Source organism: Thalassotalea loyana, assembly GCF_030161435.1.
Taxonomy (GTDB): Bacteria; Pseudomonadota; Gammaproteobacteria; order Enterobacterales; family Alteromonadaceae; genus Thalassotalea_G; species Thalassotalea_G loyana.
Map to the genome: position 1 here is coordinate 25122 of NZ_BSSV01000001.1, position 20195 is coordinate 45316.

The window sequence follows — 20195 nt, forward strand, 5'->3', positions numbered from 1 at the left end:
TAACTATTCAATCCCGCTGTGGCGCAATAGCGCATCAATTTGTGGTGCTCGACCACGGAATGCGGCGAACAATTCGGCAGGCTCCTGTGAGCCACCTTTCTCTAGGATATTCGATAAGAAAGATTGACCCGTTTGTTGATTGAATATGCCATCTTCCTCAAATTTTGAAAAAGCGTCTGCTGATAAAACTTCTGCCCACTTATAGCTGTAATAACCTGCGGCATAGCCACCGCCGAAAATATGACCAAAACTATGCTGGAATCGATTAAACTCAGGTGTCTTGATTACCGCAACTTGCTTACGTACTTCGTTCAACACTGCTTGAATCTCATCGCCTTTTTCAGGCGAATAGTTAGCGTGCATGGTGAAATCAAACAAACTAAACTCGAGCTGCCTCAACATTTGCATAGCAGACTGGAAGTTTTTGGCGGCAAGCATTTTATCAAGTAAATCTTGTGGTAACGGCTCATTCGTCTCATAGTGACCAGAAATAAATGCGAGAGCCTCTGGTTGCCAACACCAGTTTTCTAAAAACTGACTTGGTAGCTCAACAGCATCCCAAGGAACACCATTAATGCCTGATACACCGCTATCACCAATTTGCGTAAGCATGTGGTGGATTCCGTGTCCAAACTCGTGAAACAGCGTAACCACCTCATCGTGAGTAAACAATGCCGGCTTATCACCTACTGGACGGTTAAAGTTACAGGTTAAGTAAGCAACCGGTAATTGGATAGTGCCATCAGTAAGCTCACGACGACAAATACATTCATCCATCCAGGCTCCACCGCGCTTTTTCTCTCTAGCGTATAAATCTAGATAAAAGCTTCCTCGAAGCGCGCCAGTATCATCGAAAATATCGAAAAACTTCACATCTTGGTGCCAAGTATCAACATTATCTCGTGGCTCAATTGTGATGTTGAACAGTTTATTTACTACGGTAAATAGACCGTTAACCGCGCGCTCCTCAGGAAAGTAAGGGCGCAATTGTTCGTCAGAAATGGCATATCTATCTTGCTTAAGCTTTTCACTGTAATAAGGTAAGTCCCACGCTTGTAGGTTATCTTTGCCAAATTTGTTTTTTGCAAAAGTAATGATCTCGTCGTAATCGGCTTGGCCTTGGGCTTTTGATTTATCCGCTAGGTTGTTTAGAAAGTCGAATACTTCTTGCGTTGAAGTTGCCATCTTTGTCGCCAATGATTTTTCAGCGAAGTTACTAAAGTCCAACAACGTAGCTAATTCATGGCGCAAAGATAATATTTCAGTCATTACTTGTGAGTTGTCATACTCACCGCCATTTGGGCCTTGATCTGATGCTCTCGTAGCAAAAGCACGGTACATTTGTTCACGTAAAGCGTCATTGTCTGCGTACATCATTACTGGCAAATAACTAGGAAAGTCGAGTGTGAACAACCAACCTTGTTTATCTTTGCTGCTGGCTAATTCTTTCGCTGCATCTTTTGCACTTTGAGGTAAGCCTGAAAGCTCATCTTCGTTGGTAATATTAATTGAAAAGGCTTGTGTTGCATCGAGCAAGTTATTACTGAACGTCGAGCCAAGTTCTGATAATCGGCTGACGATCTCTCCGTAACGTTTTTGCTTTTCTTCACTCAGTGCAATACCGGATAATTTGAAGTCACGAAGTGCGTCATTAATGACTTTCTGTTTTGGTTGACTAAGCTGTTTGAATTCCTCGCTATTCGCAATATATTCGTACGCCTTATATAAACCTGTATGTTGTCCCACATAAGTTGAATATTCAGATAAAAGAGGCAAGCACGATTCATAGGCTTCTCTTAACTCATCACTACTTTTTACTGAATTTAGGTGGCCAATAGGAGACCAGAGTCGGCTCAGTTGATCGTCTGCCTCATCGATTGGTACGACTAAGTTTTGCCACGTGTAGTGACTTTGATCTGCTAATGCAGTCTCAATCGTATTTTTGCAGTGCTCAATGGCTTGTTGCACATCTTGCTTAATAGTATCTGGTGAGATTTGAGAAAAACGAGGTAATAAATCGGTAGTAAGTGATACGTTAGACATAATGACATTCTTGTTATCTGAGTTATCATTATATGTAGTGATTTGATTACAGAAATTCAAGTCTTGTGATTATTCGTAGTGAATAATTGATCGCTCAAAAACTGGGCTTGATTTGCCTTTTGTGTATAATGACCCAATGGTTGTAACGTTTTGTTACAACTGGGTTAACGGTGTTCATGCAGTGTAAAAACGGTATGAAATATGGTTAAGGTGATAGGTTATCAGTGACACTCTTTTGTAGGTTTTTAGCGTTCAGTTTGTTGTTTGTGATGGGGAGTGCTTTTGCATCTGGTCATCATAAAGTTGTGCATTTAGATCTTGATTCTGGCTTACGTCAAGGCACTGTTGACAAAGTTTTTCAAGATAACCGTGGTTTCGTCTGGGTGCTTAACGAAAATGGCGTCGATATTTATGACGGTTACCGCTTTAGGCCATTAAATGGGCCAGATAATTATTTCGCTGATAGTTTTGCTGTCGATGTTACCCAAGATACGAACGGAAATATTTGGTTGGCTTTCTTGGAGAAAGGCCTTCTATTTTACGATCCGATAACAAATAATTATCAGCAAATAGACATCTCCGATAATGGACAGCAGGCGCAAATAGTTGCGATAGCTCCTACCAAGACAAATCAGCTAATAGTCTTAACAACGAATTCGTTGTTTGCAGTTAATATTGATAACAAGCAAGTGACTACATTAACTACGTTTGAAAAATATATTCAAGACGATAGGGCAATGTATAGCCTTGCTATCCAAGACAAAAAAGTCTTTATAGGGACGCGAGAAGGCCTATTTTTCTTTGACTTGTCGACACTTTCCGTGACACGGCTACCTAGGGTATTAGGTCACATCGATCAAAGTGACCCTTCCGTAGAGCAAGCAAATAAAATCTTTAGTTTAGTCATTAATGAAAAAACCTTGTATTTGGGTACGTTTCGTGGCGTTTATTCAGCCAACATTGACACGCTGGTAACGTCAAACAACAAAGAAAATTACCATTATCGTCAAATAGACGAAGCGGCTTCAGTGTGGAAGTTGCAATATGAAGATAACGTCTTGTATATCGCAGACGAAAGGGGATTGTATACATACGATACGACGACAAAGCAGTATAAACTCTTTGCTTCTGCAAACACCTTATCAGATAAAGTGAGCGACGAGCGGCTGATCCATGTTTTTGTCGATCACCAAAAAAGGTTGTGGCTCAGCACGAGTTCGCGTGGTTTGCTCGTTGTTAATCGAGGCAATAAAGCCATCCAGAATACTTACCATGAGAAGAACGCAATAACGGGGCTCCCTAGCTCAGATGTATGGTCCTTTGCACAATCACCTAAATACCCAGATGAAGTTTGGATTGCTACTAGCTACGGTGTTGCGCGCAAGAACCTGAATACTGGCGTGTATCAGCATTACTTTCAGGATCTGTCGAACAACTTTCAATATGATGAAAATTATATTTTTGATTTAAATTTTGTTACGCCGGATGACTTGCTCGTTGTCAGTGGACAAAAAAGTTATATTTTAAACATATCAACAGGTTATAGAAATCAAATTCAACCAGATACCGCTGTTGGTGAGCTATTAAATAGTGATTATTTTGTTTTGCATTTTCAAAATGATGGCTTTGCATGGTTAGCCAAATTAGAAAAGTTATATCTCATTGACTTTAAAGCGTTGAAGGTGGTCCGTCAGTATGATTTTGCTGATCAGGGAATAAAAAACACACTCCAAGGCGTGCTTCAAAAGCTTGATGAAAGCAATTATTTGTTGAGCAGTGGTCAGGCGCTTTATAACTTTAATAAGAGCAGCGGAGAGATAAAAAAAGTTTATGATAATCCTTATGCTCAAGCCAATGAGTGGCAGCCCTTTTTAAAGTCTTTTATTGATAGTGCTGGGCAAATTTGGCTGTCGGTGACGAGTAATGGCATTATTGTACTAGATCGTGATACCTACGAAGTGGTTTCTGTCTTCAATAATAAGACCCATGGCATCGACAATAATGTTTATGGACTTATACCCGATGAAGACGGTGATATTTGGTTTAGCAGTCATAATGGTGTTTATGTTGTCGATGTCGAAACTAAAGTTCTTCGTCATTTCGATGATTTTGATGGTTTAGTTGGCAACGAATTCAATTTAGGTGCGGCACTTAAATTGGACAATGGTCATATTGCCTTTGGCTCGACTGCTGGTGTAAGTATCATAGAGCCAAGTTTACTTAAGACTGATGCGATTAATCGTAACGCCTTTACGATTCAAATATCTAACTTTAATGTTTTATCATCAGATATTGTTTTTCCTTTGTATTCTGAAAACCAGTCTGTCATTGACCTAAATTATGATGATATTGGTATCAGCGTATCTTTTACTGACTTCGACTATTTAAATATTGGTGAACAGAAGTTTTTGTATGAATTATCTGGACCAGAACCGGTTGTCTTTCCTCCAACTAATGATAATTTCATTGTATTTCCGCGTTTGGCTTCTGGATCACATACGCTAAAAGTGCAGTCGATTTCACCTGACACAGGTGCTCCATCTGAGCCTTATTATGTAAAATTTCATGTTTCATACGCGCCATGGAAATCACCCGTAGCCTATTTGATTTATAGTGTTGTTATATTAGCCACATTATCCACGGTTATTTATCGCCGTCGTGTGAGGCAATTAGCGTTAATTGAAGCACACGAAGAAGTAAAATATCGAGAAAACCGCTTACAACTAGCCCTCAAAGGAAGTAACAGCGACGTTTGGGATTGGCAAGCAGCCGAAGATTTACTGTTTTCAAACCGCATTAATCAAGAACTTGGCTACAAATACGCGGAAAGTGCCTATCAATTATCTCAGCATATCGATTTGATCCATCCGGAAGATAAAGGGGAGTTTATAAGTGCTTGGCAAAAATTCTTGCAGCGTGCTGATTTAAATGAAAACTTTTCATGTACTTATCGGTTGAAGTCTGAATCTGGTCACTGGTTTTGGTTTAAAGATTTAGGCAAAATTGTGGCGTTAGATATCAATGGAAAACCAAGCCGAGTCACAGGTTCCTATACCAACATAACTGAAACGCGTGCGGAAGAAGAGCGCGCCCAATACTATGGCGCAGCATTTGCTCAAACAAAAGACTGGGTAGTTATTATTAATCACAACCTGACTAAAATAATGGCTAACAAAGCCATTCGGGATGTTTTTGGTTGGCATGCAGAAGATCTACCGATTGAAACCTTCGCAAAAACCTTACCTCGAACAAAGCGACATTTTTATATCGAATTAATTCGTGGTCTAAACCCGGGGGAGAGCTGGCGTGGAGATGAGTTAGTTACACTCGATAACGGTAAAGAATACCATGTGTTAATCAATATCACCGTGGGCGAATCGCACCTCGATAAGCAACAACATTATGTTTGCTTGATTACTGATATTACGGCTCAAAAAAATGCAGAACAAGAGCTAAGGTACATGGCGAACTACGATCATTTAACGGGCCTGCCAAATAGAACGCTTTTGCTTGATCGAATTGAACATGCAATGACCATGGTGCAACGCGATAAATCGGAAATGGCATTGCTGTTTATCGATTTAGACAAATTTAAACAAGTAAACGATAGCTTAGGTCATGATTATGGCGACATGTTACTTAAAGTTGTCACGGAGCGACTAAAAAATGCGTTGAGAACGGAAGATACCATTGCTCGTTTAGGTGGCGATGAGTTCGTTGTTTTGATTGAAAATTACGATAAAGCTGAAGATGTCGCTCGGATAGCACAGGGTGTAATCGAAAGTTTGGCCCAACCCGTTACACTCATTGAACATATCGTGACAATAGGTGCCAGTATAGGCATTGCAATTTATCCAGAAAATGCTGAAGACTCTGCTGAGTTATTACGCAGTGCTGATATCGCTATGTATCATGCGAAGCAAAATGGCAGAAATCATTTTCAATTTTTTACCGAGCAAATGAATGCGCAAGTTGCAGAGCGAGTAAGGCAAGAGGCCAATTTGAAACTAGCCGTTCAAGAGAACAAATTTGTTAATCATTATCAGCCTATTATTGATGCCGAAACAGGTAAGACTGTTGGCGTAGAGATATTACTTCGTTGGCCAACGCCTGAAGGGATGATTCCTCCTGTTGAGTTTATTCCTATGGCGGAAGAGCTAGGTTTGATTGGTGAAATGACATGGAAATCATTAAAGGTTGCATTAAAAGATCTCAGGGGTTGGCGAGCACATAATAAATCAATGTATCTATCGTTAAATGTATCGGCTACTCATTTTCATAATCAGTCTTTGATCTTGTATGTTAATGATCTTTTAACAAAATTTGATTTGCCACCGGAAGCGTTGAAAATTGAAGTAACTGAATCAGCCTTGATAAAAGAGCCTGAAAAAGCAACGCAAACCATGTTGGAACTCAATAAACTTGGCGTTGAATTGGCGCTTGATGACTTTGGTACCGGTTACTCGTCATTAGCCTACTTAAAACAACTACCACTTAATATTATCAAAGTAGATCGTAGCTTTATTTCAGGCATTGGCTGTGAGGAAACCGACCAGGCAATTGTTGATGCGACACTTGTTTTAGCAAGTAGCTTGAATATGCGTTGTGTTGCTGAAGGTGTTGAAACCCAAGCACAATTAGACTACTTGCGTGAGAAAGGGTGTCGATATATCCAAGGTTACTTCTTTAGCAAACCTGTACCTGCGATCGAGATAGATTCAAGAGTGGTTAGTGAGAATTTTGTAGCGACAACTTAACAAAAATTAATCGCTTATCTTTCCTTGTTGCCTTGTTTTTCTCACTTTTATACCCAACTATTAGCCAAAGGCACTCATTAAATAAGGTTTCTTTATGTCTAATCATTTCGACTATATCGCCATTGGTGGCGGTAGTGGTGGCATTGCTTCAGCTAATCGTGCTGCAATGTACGGTAAGAAAGTTGCAATTGTAGAAGCAAAAGCGGTAGGCGGAACATGTGTTAATGTTGGCTGTGTACCCAAAAAAGCGATGTGGTATGCAGGGCAAATAGCTGACGCAATTAAATATGGCCATGACTATGGTTTTGACCTAACGAAACAAGGTTACAACTGGGAAAGAATGGTCGCCAATAGAGAAGCCTACATTGAGCGAATCCATGCTGCATATCAACGAGGTTTTGATTCTAACCAAGTGACCCTGATCAATGGTTTTGCTCGATTTAAAAATGCCAACACTATTGATGTCGACGGCGTCGAATATACTGCCGATAAATTCTTAATCGCAACGGGTGGAAGACCTTCAATTCCAACGATTGAAGGCGCAGAGTTTGGTATAGACTCCGATGGTTTTTTTGCACTCACCAAACAACCTGAAAGTGTTGCTGTTATTGGTGCTGGCTATATTGCTGTTGAACTTGCAGGCGTGTTCTGCGCACTAGGAACAAAGACAGAGTTAGTTGTTCGTAAGGAAAAACCTTTGCGTGGTTTTGATCCAATGTTAAGCGACACACTTGTAGAACAAATGGCTAAGCATGGGCCTACATTACATACCCACAGTATACCGAGCAAAATTGAAAAGTTAGCTGACGGCAAGCTGGTTGTGCATTTTGACAACGGCAAGCAATTAGATCCGGTTGATCAAGTTGTTTGGGCGATTGGTCGTGAGCCTGCAACGGATAACCTTAACCTTGAAACTACTGGTGTAGCACTTGATGAAAAAGGATTTATACCAACTGACAAATACCAAAATACAAATGTCGAACATATCTTTGCCGTAGGTGATAATACGGGGAGAATTCAATTAACACCAACAGCGGTTGCCGCTGGTCGTCGACTTTCTGAGCGCTTGTTCAATAACAAGCCATATGAGCACCTAGATTACAGTAATGTCGCTACAGTAGTGTTTAGTCATCCTGTTATTGGTACGGTAGGTTTGACAGAACCTGAAGCGATTGAGCAATATGGCGAGTCACAAGTAAAGGTCTACACATCACAATTTACCGCGCTTTATCAGGCGATTACCGAAGACTTTCGTGATCCAACGCGAATGAAGCTTATTTGTGTCGGTAAAGAAGAGAAAATTGTTGGTATACACTCTATTGGTTTTGGTAGCGATGAGTTGCTCCAAGGCTTTGCTGTTGCATTAAAAATGGGTGCAACTAAAGCTGACTTTGATAATACCGTTGCTATTCACCCAACTTCAGCGGAAGAATTTGTCACAATGCGCTAGTAGGGCAAACCATTAAAAAGCGGTAGGTAAAGCAGCTTATTCCCTTGTCAAAAGTAAGCTTTTTTCTACCGTTTTTTTCGTAATTCATCTAATCCCACGTCTTTCCTAGCTTATGTTTTTTTGTTCTTTGAATCTTTCATATTATTTTAAAAAAGTTTTAACATTAAGCTGGTATTCCCCTTTAATTCTGTTAATCTTTTTAACTCTTTTTGCACACCTGATGCAAAAATGAACATAATAAAAATGGATAAAAAATTTTTTATTCACAAAACAATAAAAATAAAAAATGTGTATAAAAAAGGAACTTTGCCTTACCTTTTTTAAATAAAATCAATCACATAGTACATAGCACGACATCAAACTTTACAATTTGAATGTCGCGTTTCTCGTGTCTTTCTCACAGACTTATCCACAGGCTGGCTAAGTTATTTCCACTGACACCGATATCGGTGGAGAGTAGGCGCGGTTTGTGGCATGCTTACCGCATTATTTTTGTCACCAAATACAAACACATGAATCAGACAAACTTATCCCCAACGATTTTAGTTGATGGCTCTTCATATTTATTCCGTGCGTACCATGTTCCATACCTCCAAGCACTTTCCACTAAAGATGGTCAGCCTACTGGAGCGATTACCGGTGTGCTTAATATGATTCGCAGTTTGCAAAAAGAATATCCGCATGCAAATGTTGTCGTTGTTTTTGATGCAAAAGGTAAAACCTTCAGAAACGACATGTATCCAGAATACAAAGCCAATCGACCTCCTATGCCTGAAGACTTGCGCAGCCAGATTGCTCCATTACATGAGATTATCGAAGCGATGGGATTACCAATGCTGGTGATAGAAGGAGTAGAGGCTGATGATGTTATTGGTACGCTTGCACACCAAGCTGATCAACTAGGTATGGAAACGATTATCTCAACAGGTGATAAAGACATGGCGCAGCTAGTTACGCCGCATGTTCGTTTGATTAATACGATGACTAATACTGAGCTCGATGAGCAAGGTGTTATTGAAAAGTTTGGTGTAAGAGCTGATCAGATCATTGATTACCTTGCGTTAATGGGTGACAAGGTTGATAACATACCTGGCGTAGAAAAGTGTGGCCCTAAAACCGCTGTCAAATGGCTTACAGAATACAAAACACTAGAAGGCGTGATGGAAAATGCCGATAAGATTAAAGGTAAAATCGGTGAAAACCTAAGAAGTGCACTTGAACAATTGCCACTTTCTTTTGAGCTTGCAACCATTAAATTGGATGTAGAGTTAGATCAGACCGTTGAGCAGATTCTGCCAAAAGAAGCGAATGTTGAAAAGCTAACAGAACTTTATACAAAATTTGAGTTGCGTCGTTTATTAGCTGAGCTCACTGCAGGTGAAAAAGCACAAGATGCGGTAAACGCAACTGCTGAAGAAGAATCAGATGAGCCGCCTGTTCAAGATATTGAAGCTCAATACGATATTATTCTAACGCAGTCTTCGTTTGATTCATGGTTAGAAAAAATCAAAACTGCAGAAGTCTTTGCATTTGACACAGAAACGACATCGATTGATTACATGGCGGCGGAGCTTGTTGGCATGTCGTTTAGCGTTGAGCCAGGCAAAGCAGCATACTTACCGCTTGCACATGATTATATTGATGCGCCAACGCAGTTAAACTTCGATGAGGTTATCGCTAGTTTAAAACCAATTTTGGAAAATGATGCGATTAAAAAGGTAGGACAAAACCTTAAATACGATGCAAATGTGTTAAGTCACTATGATATTCAGTTGGCTGGCGTTGCTTTTGACACAATGCTTGAGTCATATTGCTTAAATAGTGTTGCAACACGTCATAATATGGATGCACTTGCACAAAAATATTTAGGCTATCAAACCGTTAAGTTTGAAGATATTGCCGGAAAAGGTGCAAAACAGCTGACGTTTAATCAAATCGACATAGAAAAAGCAGGCCATTATGCCGCTGAGGATGCCGATATTACACTTAGGCTGCATCAAGCGATATTCCCTAAACTTGCCAAATCGGAGAAACAGCTTTCGGTATTTAACGATATTGAACTACCCCTAATGCCTGTTCTGACATCGATGGAACAAACCGGTGTATTAATCGATCCAGATTTGTTGCATGAACAAAGTGATGTCATTGGTAGCCGACTGGCTGAATTAGAAGTTGAAGCACATAACATCGCAGGTAAGGCGTTCAACTTAAGTTCGCCGAAACAACTACAAGAAATTTTATTCGACGAGTTGCAAATACCTGTGATCAAGAAAACACCAAAAGGTGCGCCTTCAACCGCTGAAGAGGTATTGCAAGAGCTAGCATTGGATTACCCTTTGCCAAAACTCATCTTGGAACATCGTGGTTTGAGTAAGTTAAAGTCAACATATACTGATAAGTTGCCTTTGATGATCAGTGATAAAACAGGACGTGTGCATACGTCTTATCATCAAGCCGTTGCCGCAACTGGTCGTTTATCTTCAACGGATCCGAACTTACAAAATATTCCTATTCGCAGTGCAGAAGGTCGTAAAATTAGACAGGCATTTATTGCGCCCGATCAGCACAAAATTGTTGCAATTGATTACTCGCAAATTGAATTGCGTATCATGGCTCATCTATCGCAAGATGAGGGCTTGGTTAATGCCTTTAGTCAAGGTAGAGATATACACCAAGCAACTGCTGCTGAGATTTTTGATGTCTCGCTAGAGCAAGTTACTTCTGATCAACGTCGCAGTGCTAAAGCCATTAACTTCGGTTTGATTTATGGCATGTCAGCATTTGGTTTATCTAAACAATTAGGTATTGGTCGAAAACAAGCTCAAGATTACATGGACTTGTACTTTAAACGCTACCCTGGTGTGTTGACGTATATGGAAGACACACGTGAAAAAGCGAGTGAACAAGGGTTTGTTGAAACATTATATGGTCGCCGTTTATATCTGCCAGATATTAAAGCGCGTAACCAAGCACGAAAAAAAGCGGCAGAGAGAGCGGCAATCAATGCACCAATGCAGGGTACAGCGGCTGATATCATTAAAAAAGCGATGATTGCGGTACAAGCTTGGTTGCTGTCGCAAAATGACGAGCGCATAAAGATGACAATGCAGGTCCACGATGAACTTATTTTTGAAATCCATCAAGACATATTAGATGAGACGGTTGAAAAGCTCGTAGATATTATGAATAACGCGGTGAGTTTATCAGTACCTCTTATTGCCGAAGCAGGCGTAGGAGATAACTGGGATCAAGCGCACTAAATCATAACATTTACAATAATTGTCGCTTCCTTTACTCTATAGATATCAGAGACATAGCAAGGAAGCGACAATGTTAAAACCTCTCTTATTCATTCTAATTTTTATCTCATTTAACTCTTACTCAAAAGTGTCACAATGGCTTGATTTTACATTAGAAAACGGTCATATCGTGATTCCAATCACCGTAGCAGGCGTTGAAACGACAGCGATCTTAGATACAGGTGCCCAAATTAACGGAATCAATACAGCATTTTTACGCAAAAATAAGCTGGATTTGGTCAAAGGACAGAAGATTCTTGTTAAAGGTGTGGCTAGTGTCGAGAGACGGCAGTCATATGACAAGGTATCAGCTAACTTATTTGGTGCAAATGTTAACTTTGATGATGTTGTTGAATCTTTTCTTGGCCACCATAGCCGTGGAATGATCATTGGTGCTGGTTTTTTTGCATCTTTTATCGTCCAAATCGATTATCCAAACCAAAAAATGCGCCTAATTTCTAGAGGTTCAGTCGACCTACAAAAGATGAAAAATATCGATTTTCAAGCGCAAAAGGGCTCTGGCAGACCTTTAGTTAAGGTGAAGGTTGGAGAACAAACGCTGTGGGGGCTTCTTGATACCGGAAGTACTGCTGGCTTATTGGTAACGCGCACCGCAGCCTCAAGAATAGGGCTACTTTCAAAGGTTGATGGTTCAACAATTATTTCTGGAGTCAATAGTGCAGCGATAACTGAAAGTGCGACAGCGACAGGGCTAGAGTTTGGTCCTTATACTTTAGATAACGTACCTGTCATTTTTCCTGAAGACGGTGAAACACTTAACCTAGAGAGTCAGCACCGACAGTTAGGTACTCGAATGCGAGGGCGTAAAGCTGAAGCGATTATTGGTTATGATATCTTCAAACACTTTTTACTGACCATTGATTACAAAGGCGGGCATATGCATGTTGGGTTGCCTGAAAATAATTAGCTCATATGAATTAGAATGATTAATAAAACCACAATTTTAGTGGCTTTATTTCATTATGTGGTCAAGAAATAGCTGAAATTGCAATTTTTTTTGAAAAAATAACACATAAATGAAAATAAATTACAAAAAGTGCTTTACAAAGATAGAGTAGGTACTCTATAATTCAAATCGTTCCTCAACGCGAACACTTGTTGTAATAATTGTATATTCTAGCTTTCCTCATAGCTAATAAGCCGATGATAACTTCATCGGCTTTTTTTTATTCTGAAAATCTTGTTGTAAAATTACATTTTTCTCCGCCGAAAATTAATTAACCCCTTTTTCTTTTACCCGTCGTTTTATCATCAAGCCAATTGGATGGCGACGTGATCACACCTTAAACATATTAATTTGAAGAGGTGACTATGAAAAAACTGATGGTAATTATGTTATCTAGTAGCGCTATAACGCTAGGGTTATTCGCATTGATGGCTTCTATGGTTGCAAGCGACGAAGCGCCCGTTATTGATCCGGTTGAACACACTCCTGTAACGGTGAACCAAACGCCGCCGCAGAGTACAAAGAATGATATTGAACGGGTAAAAATTGAACCACCAAAGGTTATGCCGAAGCCTGAAATGGAACGTGAGGTTATCAATGAAGCTGAACCACTTACTCCTGACATAGGGTATGTTTCACCAGAACTAAAGTTGACTAATCATTTGAAATCAATCGACTTTACTGGTCCGGCTGACAATGGTGCTCGACCGATTTTTAGAGTTAATCCAAGTTACCCCGTTGATGCGAGTAGAAATGGGATAGAAGGTTGGGTTGTGTTAGGGTTTGATATCAACGAGATTGGTGCTGTTGTGAATATTCGCATTATTGACGCAGAACCCAAGCGAATTTTTAATAAAGCTGCGAAGCAAGCATTACGCAAATGGAAATATAAAGCCAAAACCGTGAACGGACAACAAGTCGTACAACAAAATTTGTCAGTACAACTTGATTTTAAAATGGAAAAACAGAGTACCTAAGATTGCAGTTAACGCTACCGTCAAAAGTAAAGGGGTGGTTGAATATTCAATTAACCCCTGAAGAGCTTCTAAAAGCTTACCATCAAAATGATGATAGAGCGGCATTGGCTCGCCTTGTCGAGCTATACAATCGCGATTTATACCATTATTTGATGAGCTTGTCTGATCGAGAGCTAGCCAAAGATGTTTTACAAATAACCTGGCTTAAGGTGATGAAAACCAGCGAGTTAAAAGAGTATCACTTGATTAAATCTTGGCTATTTCGTATAGCAAGAAATGCATTACTTGATGAGTTTAAACGGTCTAACAAGTTCGACATTGAAAATGAGCTTGAGCAAGCGATTATCACACCATCATTGACGCAAGTCATAGAACAAGAAGACCAATTAAGGCTGTTTGACCAAGCGTTGAACCAGCTGAACTTTTACCAAAAAGAGGCGATTATTTTCCAACAAGAGGGGTTTAGTGTCGCCGAGATTGCCCAGTTGACTGATGAGAGTTTTGAAACCGTGAAAAGCCGATTAAGGTATGGAAAAAGTAAATTAAAGCAATTACTTGGAGAAAACTTATGACCGATCACAAGTTTGACCAAGCGTTGAAGAAGCTCTACCAAGCGCGCAAACGCCAGCTTGGCGTACCACAGACCATAGTTGAAGAGACCCCTTCGCCTAAAGAAAGCGTTAAGGCGAAAAATTGGCTCAAACCTTTGACCTTATTGCTTGGTGGTTCTGTGGTATCAGTAGCAACGTTTGCTGTTATGGTGAAGTTGGTGAAACAACCTGATGTACCTAAAACACCAGTGCTTTCTCCATCGGTCGCGATTGTCGAAATCACACCTGCTATTGAAGCGCCTGTGACAGAAGAGTTGCTAGAAATTCCTGAGCTACCAGATCAACCTACAGTGGTTAACAGGCCTAAAAGTGAGAACGTATCTTCAGATGATATTGAGTCAAATATAACAACGCCAGAGAATGTAAATTTAGCCTTAAATATAAATTTCAATCCTCCTCGATTTTCGAGACCAAGCCATGACTACCAACCCACGTTGAAAGTCTTACCAACGATTAAAAAGCAAACCTTTAAAAAAGGTGAAATCAAGCTAAGGTTCGATATTGGTGGCGATGGCCAGGTGATGAATGTAGAAACTGTCTCTAATTCAACGAATGCGACGATGTTAAGAGAAACTAAAAAAGCACTAAGACAATGGCGCTACGAAACATCGAATTCTCGTGTCACGGGTATGGAAATTCTATTCGAATTTAATCACAATTAAGTACGAACAAATGTGATGAATACTCAATGAAGTTAATACAAAAGGACTATAGCCAACAAGGTAACTGGATTGGCACAAATGAAAAAGCGCAATTACTTCCATTAATTGCCGAAAGCTTTTGCGATGTTGATGCGAAGGTATACTTTGATAAGTACTTTAGTGATACAAATGCTTTTGATCGGAAATTGAGACTTTATTTCGCGCATGAAAAGGTTGTCGGTTATTGTTTATTGACGCTGCACAAACAGCATGGCGTAATTCTTGTGCGAGCCTCCGCGGCGTTTTTTCCAGAATATCGTCAAGGTGGCAATACGTTTGACTTTAGTTTGTCGCAGGTTGCGAAATTAAAACTTAGACACCCTTTCACGTCAATTTATTATGCGGATACCATGCTCAGTCCTGCGATGTATAGAGCAATGGCGAAGCATGTTGCAATTGTTTATCCATCAAACGATATGCCAACTGAAACAGAATCTTTATTCAAGCAATTTAATCCTCAAGGGTTATTTAGCGCTTATGCGCAGCGTACTTGCTTAGTAGATGCTGGCCGAAAAACTAATTATTCCGAGACAGAAATAGCACAGTTTAAAAATAATAATAAAAAAGAAATTGCGTACTATTGCCATGCCAACCCAGACTTTGACAAAGGAATTGCGCTTTTCGTGATTATGCCAATAACCTGCTGGCAATTTATTGCAACCGCTATAAAGCGTTTTAAATCTTGATGTGATGACAAACAAAAAAGGTCAGCGTAATGCTGACCTTTTTTATTAACTAATGAAGGCTACAAGCGATAAATATTATCGGCACTGTCTCTATCAATTAGTTTTACAAATGGATCAACACCAACGAATTTAGGCTTTTGATCGACAACGAGTGTAATGATATTTTCACCCGTTTTAAGTTCATGCTTCTCAAGATATTGAACCGTGTTTTCTGCTGATAGATCTTCAGGGTCTTCGCTAAATAAACCAATATCAATCATATCAACAAAGTCTTCTGGCGTTTCCATACCTTGACCATCGGCACGCAGTAAACCGGCATCAATCGTAATATTGACTTCAAATTTACCATCATCAAGTTCTGTTACTTGTACGTCTTTAGTCTTTAAGTCGTACAAAGTAATGTGCTCGAATAACCCAGAAACAAATGCCTGCTCACGCTCCGTTGCTCCTTGGTTAATGTACGCCATTAAATCAAGCGTCGTTGGGTAAGGTGTACTTTGGAACTTAAACTCTTTTAAGAATGCTGATAGTGCATTGTTCAAGCGCTCTTCACCTAAACGGTCTCTAATCGACATCATAACAACAGAGCCTTTGTTGTAATGGATGTATTGTTGACCTTCGCTGCGCATGAATGGCATTTCTTCAATATCTTCGCGAGAACGACCACGTAAGTAGCGATCTAGCTCGTATTTTAAGAATTTACGTAGCTTTTCAGAACCATATTTCTTCTCTAACACCATTAAAGCGGCATACTGAGATAAGCTTTCCGAAATAATTGCGCTACCTTGTACATTGGCTGCGCCAACTTGATGTCCCCACCACTGGTGAGCAACTTCGTGGGCCGTTACATAGTAAACAGTATCAACATTCTCAGGGTCTCGAAGGTCAGTAATAAAGCCTATATTCTCTGAGTAAGGCACGGTATTTGCGAAACTTTGCGCAAAAGAGCGGTAGCCTGGAAACTCAATAATTCGCATTTGCTGGTGTTGGTATGGACCAAATGCTTGTGAGAAATAGTCAATTGAATCTTGCACTGACTCGATCATGCGATCAACGTTCATGTGATGATCTGGGTGATAGTAAATCTCGATATCAATACCTTTATACTCAGTTTTCTTTGCGGCTAAGTTAGCTGACATAATCGAGTAAAAGTTTTTGATTGGTGCATTCATCTTATAGTGATAAATACGACGACCATCGACAACTTCTTCGCTTTGCAGGTAGCCAGGTGCAATTGCAAACTGATCTTCTGACGTTGAAATCGTCGCTTCAAAATCAATAAAGCCAACGCCTTTACCGAAGAAGCTTTCATTGTAGTACTGGCTTTCTTCTAGTTTATGCGCACGTTGTAGTTTTTCTAGATCGCGTTTCTTACGCTCATGTTTATCTCTGATTTGCCAATCTTCTCGATAACCAAAAGCAGGGAATAGCGCGAAGTTATTGATAAAAGTACCATTCTCAACAAGTGAGTAGTCTTCACCACCATCACTAAAGCCTTCATGATCTCGAGTGACTGTTAGTGTACCTGAGCGCGTTTCGCCTGGTTGTAATGCTTCGTCGAATTCAAACCAAGCTGTACGGAAGCGCTTTTCATAACCATGACTTTTGCCACCATCAATTGCGACTTCCCATGCAGTTGAATGAGATGGTTTGCTGATTAAGAATTTCTTAATTGGCTCGTTCGACTTGTTTTCAACCGTGATTTCCGCAACGGCTTCTATACGACGCTCGGAAGGGTATATGTCTACTTTTGCATGAGTTTTTGTAATGGTTGGAATTTGATCTTCTTTAAATTCCCCATAAGTTTTCTCGTAGTCACCTTGAGCATCTAAACGGTCGTCTTGAATAACATATTCATTCAGTACACGCGTATTGTAGTGAATATAGCTACCGGCACCGATAAAGATAATCAGGCCAACAACTGTCGCAAGCTTACCTGATGCGCCCATGTAATATGGCATTAACTTAAGGCGTGATTTTAGTGGTTGTGATGGGCCACGGTGCCATAAGCCATAGGTCATTGCACTTAGCGCAATACATAAGCCACCCCAATATAGCATGTACCAGTTGTGGGCAGTCATGAAGTGGCCGTAAGTGTTAATATCCGAATAAGGAACGTTAGGTGCCGCACCAAATTGGAACATACGGTGGCTAAAGCCAAAGTTGCTCAATACTAATGATGAAATAATAAATAGGACGAATAACAACATGCCCACGTATTTATTTGGGCTAATCACCTGTAAGAAGAAGGCAAGCACCACAGACATCACAAGTGGCACTAAGCTGATATAGCCTAAGCGAACCGCATACTGACCTAACTCAAAGTTAAAGTAGCCCAAAACCATTTGATTGATCATTGTAACTACGGCGCCAATAACGTACAGAATTGCCATCACTAATGTCAGTGCAATCAATTTCGATAACCAGAAGGTAATATTGTTTACAGGAAGCGCGTCAATCATATCGCCCATACCTGAATTACGCTCACGCCAAACAACTTCAGCACTGTAGTACGTGATTATGATCAGCATTAATAAACCCGTTGCGTTAAAGATTAGGCTTACCATTGCTTGTGTAACAGGCCAGTTTGGCGTGCCGAATACGCCATCAGGATCTACAAGTGGACCGATTAAAGAAAAGACAGTTAACACACTTAAAATTAAGAAAGGTGCGCTAAAGACAACTTGTCGAATTTCAAATTTAATACGTAGCCACAAATGAGCCGTGGTATTTATGCCTTGGTTTTTGTAGTCAATTTGATTGGTAAGAAATTGCTGCCAATTCTCGTCCTTGGTTTTCTTATCTTTTTGCGGTTTGTTAGATAAGGTTACTTTGCGAGTGAAACCACCAAATGCGGCTAGAATCACCACACCTACAACAAGCCATAAAATACGGTTTTGTAATAAGATACCCGTAAGCTCTACTTCTGTATTGTTCTTATCGAACATCGTCCAGTAGCGCGTTACCTCACCAAATGTGCGCCAGCCAAACGGGTCGAGTAGGGCAACGGCAGTTCGGTAAGCAGGGTCTGATAATAAGCTACCTGCAACACTGTATAAGATGAATAATGCGACAGCCACCAAGTATGCGCCCATCATAGACTTAAACTTGTTAGCGAAGGCATAGAACATACAAGACATGACTAACAATGTTGGAATTGCTAGGTAAAAATATGCATTGAAATAGTAAGACAGGTTTGTTGGACCGAGTCGTTCTTCGTCAACCCAACCGGTTACGCCACCAATTAAGCAACCAAGTAAAATGCCTAACGGTACAAACGCGAATACGGTTGCAACCGTCGCAAAAGAGCCCATAAAGCGACCTAATTGATAGCTTACTGGGTTAATTGGCTTACTATATAAAATTTCCGACATGCCCGATGTTTCATTTCGCGTTGCGGTGCTCGCAACAAAGTTCACCACTAAGAACATCGAAAACAACAACATGATGCAGATGGTTTGTGTGATTGAGAACGGGCCGTTATAAAGCACGTTACCACCACCGCCAATTTGAACACTATCACTGACCGTTGCAAAAAAGGTGAGCAAAAAGAATATAGTACTCGTTACAATAAACGAGGGCTGGCGCACTAAATATCGCCATTCAAAGAGAAACATTTTTGAAAACATTTATAACCCCTTATGCAGCATTTCTGTGTGAATGCAACGTTGAGAAATAAACGTCTTCTAAGTTCGCTGGCGTTGTATCAAACCCTTCTGGCGCACTATCAGCTAATACATGAACAATTGTTTGACCGGCAAATAATCGTTTTGAAATGACCGTCATATTTTGTTCTATTTCTAATGCCTCTTGTTGGCTAACTGTTTTACGCCAAATCTGTCCATTTAACTGATTTGTCAATTCGATTGGGTTGCCTTCTAACAATATTTGGCCCGACGCTAATACGGCCATGTTAGGACAAAGTTCCGATACATCTTCAACAATATGTGTCGATAAAATAATGACTTTTTCTTGGCCTAAACTGACCAGTAAGTTATGGAAGCGGTTTCTTTCCTCTGGATCTAGACCAGCGGTTGGTTCATCAACAACAAGTAAATCAGGGTCACCTAAAAGCGCTTGAGCTATACCAAAACGCTGGCGCATACCACCTGAAAAGCCACTAACTGCTTTCGTTCTATGTTGATACAAATTGGTGTGTGCTAATAAACCATCAACGGCTTCTTTACGTTGCGCTTTATTATCTAAGCCCTTTAAAATCGCCATATGGTCGAGTAAGTCGTATGCTGAAATGCGAGGGTAAACACCAAAGTCTTGTGGTAAGTAACCTAAACGCTTGCGCATGTCTTGTGGGTTAGCGAAAACGTCGATACCGTCGAAGGTAATCGAACCAGCATCAGCATCTTGTAGCGTTGAAATCGTGCGCATTAATGAAGACTTTCCTGCGCCGTTTGGTCCCAATAAGCCATACATGCCCTTTGGGATTTCTAAGTTGACGTTGTTAAGTGCTTTAACGCCATTATCGTAAGTTTTGGATAATCCCTCGATTTTAAGCATTATTATTATTCCTTTGTTATTTCTTTAATTGTTGTTAATGAGTTGTTAATTTATGCCATGTAACACCTTGTTTTACAAGTGACATAGCTCCGATGACTTGAAGTATTCGAAGTTGTCTTTGACACGAGGTACAATAGTTCTCGTACATTTTATTGATTGGATATTAACTTTTGTTTCGTTTTTTCTATA

At 40.2% G+C, this 20195-nt stretch carries 11 protein-coding genes; 8 read left to right on the plus strand and 3 right to left on the minus strand.

Features of this window, described 5'->3' with window-relative positions:
- Positions 1–3: 3 nt before the first annotated feature.
- Positions 4–2043 carry an oligopeptidase A gene (prlC, locus tag QQK05_RS00110; protein ID WP_284295300.1) on the minus strand — a complete coding sequence of 680 codons (2040 nt, stop codon included), beginning with the start codon at positions 2041–2043 and terminating at the stop codon, positions 4–6.
- A 224-nt stretch (positions 2044–2267) separates the two neighbouring features.
- Between prlC and QQK05_RS00115 the strand changes: the two genes are divergently transcribed.
- The 8 genes from QQK05_RS00115 (at position 2268) to QQK05_RS00150 (ending at position 15491) form a co-directional block, all read left to right on the plus strand.
- Positions 2268–6800: an EAL domain-containing protein gene (locus QQK05_RS00115; protein WP_284295301.1), complete on the plus strand. Its 4533-nt coding sequence runs from the start codon at positions 2268–2270 to the stop codon at positions 6798–6800.
- A 94-nt stretch (positions 6801–6894) separates the two neighbouring features.
- A complete protein-coding gene (gene gorA / locus QQK05_RS00120; RefSeq protein WP_284295302.1) occupies positions 6895–8250 on the plus strand; it encodes a glutathione-disulfide reductase in 1356 nt (451 codons plus the stop codon).
- 512 nt (positions 8251–8762) lie between these two features.
- Positions 8763–11510 carry a DNA polymerase I gene (gene polA / locus QQK05_RS00125; protein ID WP_284295303.1) on the plus strand — a complete coding sequence of 916 codons (2748 nt, stop codon included), beginning with the start codon at positions 8763–8765 and terminating at the stop codon, positions 11508–11510.
- Between the two features lie 70 nt (positions 11511–11580).
- A complete protein-coding gene (locus tag QQK05_RS00130; protein WP_284295304.1) occupies positions 11581–12477 on the plus strand; it encodes a pepsin/retropepsin-like aspartic protease family protein in 897 nt (298 codons plus the stop codon).
- A gap of 404 nt (positions 12478–12881) precedes the next feature.
- The gene (locus tag QQK05_RS00135) at positions 12882–13493 is read left to right on the plus strand and encodes a TonB family protein (RefSeq protein WP_284295306.1); all 612 of its coding nucleotides are present in this window, start codon (positions 12882–12884) and stop codon (positions 13491–13493) included.
- A gap of 38 nt (positions 13494–13531) precedes the next feature.
- A complete protein-coding gene (locus QQK05_RS00140) occupies positions 13532–14065 on the plus strand; it encodes an RNA polymerase sigma factor (protein ID WP_284295307.1) in 534 nt (177 codons plus the stop codon).
- Positions 14062–14766 (plus strand): energy transducer TonB, encoded by a 705-nt coding sequence (locus QQK05_RS00145; RefSeq protein ID WP_284295308.1) that lies wholly within the window; start codon positions 14062–14064, stop codon positions 14764–14766. The genes QQK05_RS00140 and QQK05_RS00145 overlap by 4 nt, the downstream gene beginning before the upstream one ends.
- Positions 14767–14792: 26 nt before the next feature.
- Entirely contained in the window at positions 14793–15491 is a 699-nt protein-coding gene (locus QQK05_RS00150) for a hypothetical protein (protein WP_284295309.1), read from the plus strand.
- A gap of 59 nt (positions 15492–15550) precedes the next feature.
- Here the strand turns inward: QQK05_RS00150 and QQK05_RS00155 are convergent, their stop codons facing one another.
- Complete coding sequence (locus QQK05_RS00155) at positions 15551–19120, minus strand: ABC transporter permease/M1 family aminopeptidase (RefSeq protein ID WP_284295310.1); 3570 nt, start codon at positions 19118–19120, stop codon at positions 15551–15553.
- 10 nt (positions 19121–19130) lie between these two features.
- Entirely contained in the window at positions 19131–20006 is an 876-nt protein-coding gene (locus QQK05_RS00160; RefSeq protein ID WP_284295311.1) for an ABC transporter ATP-binding protein, read from the minus strand.
- Positions 20007–20195: the final 189 nt, after the last annotated feature.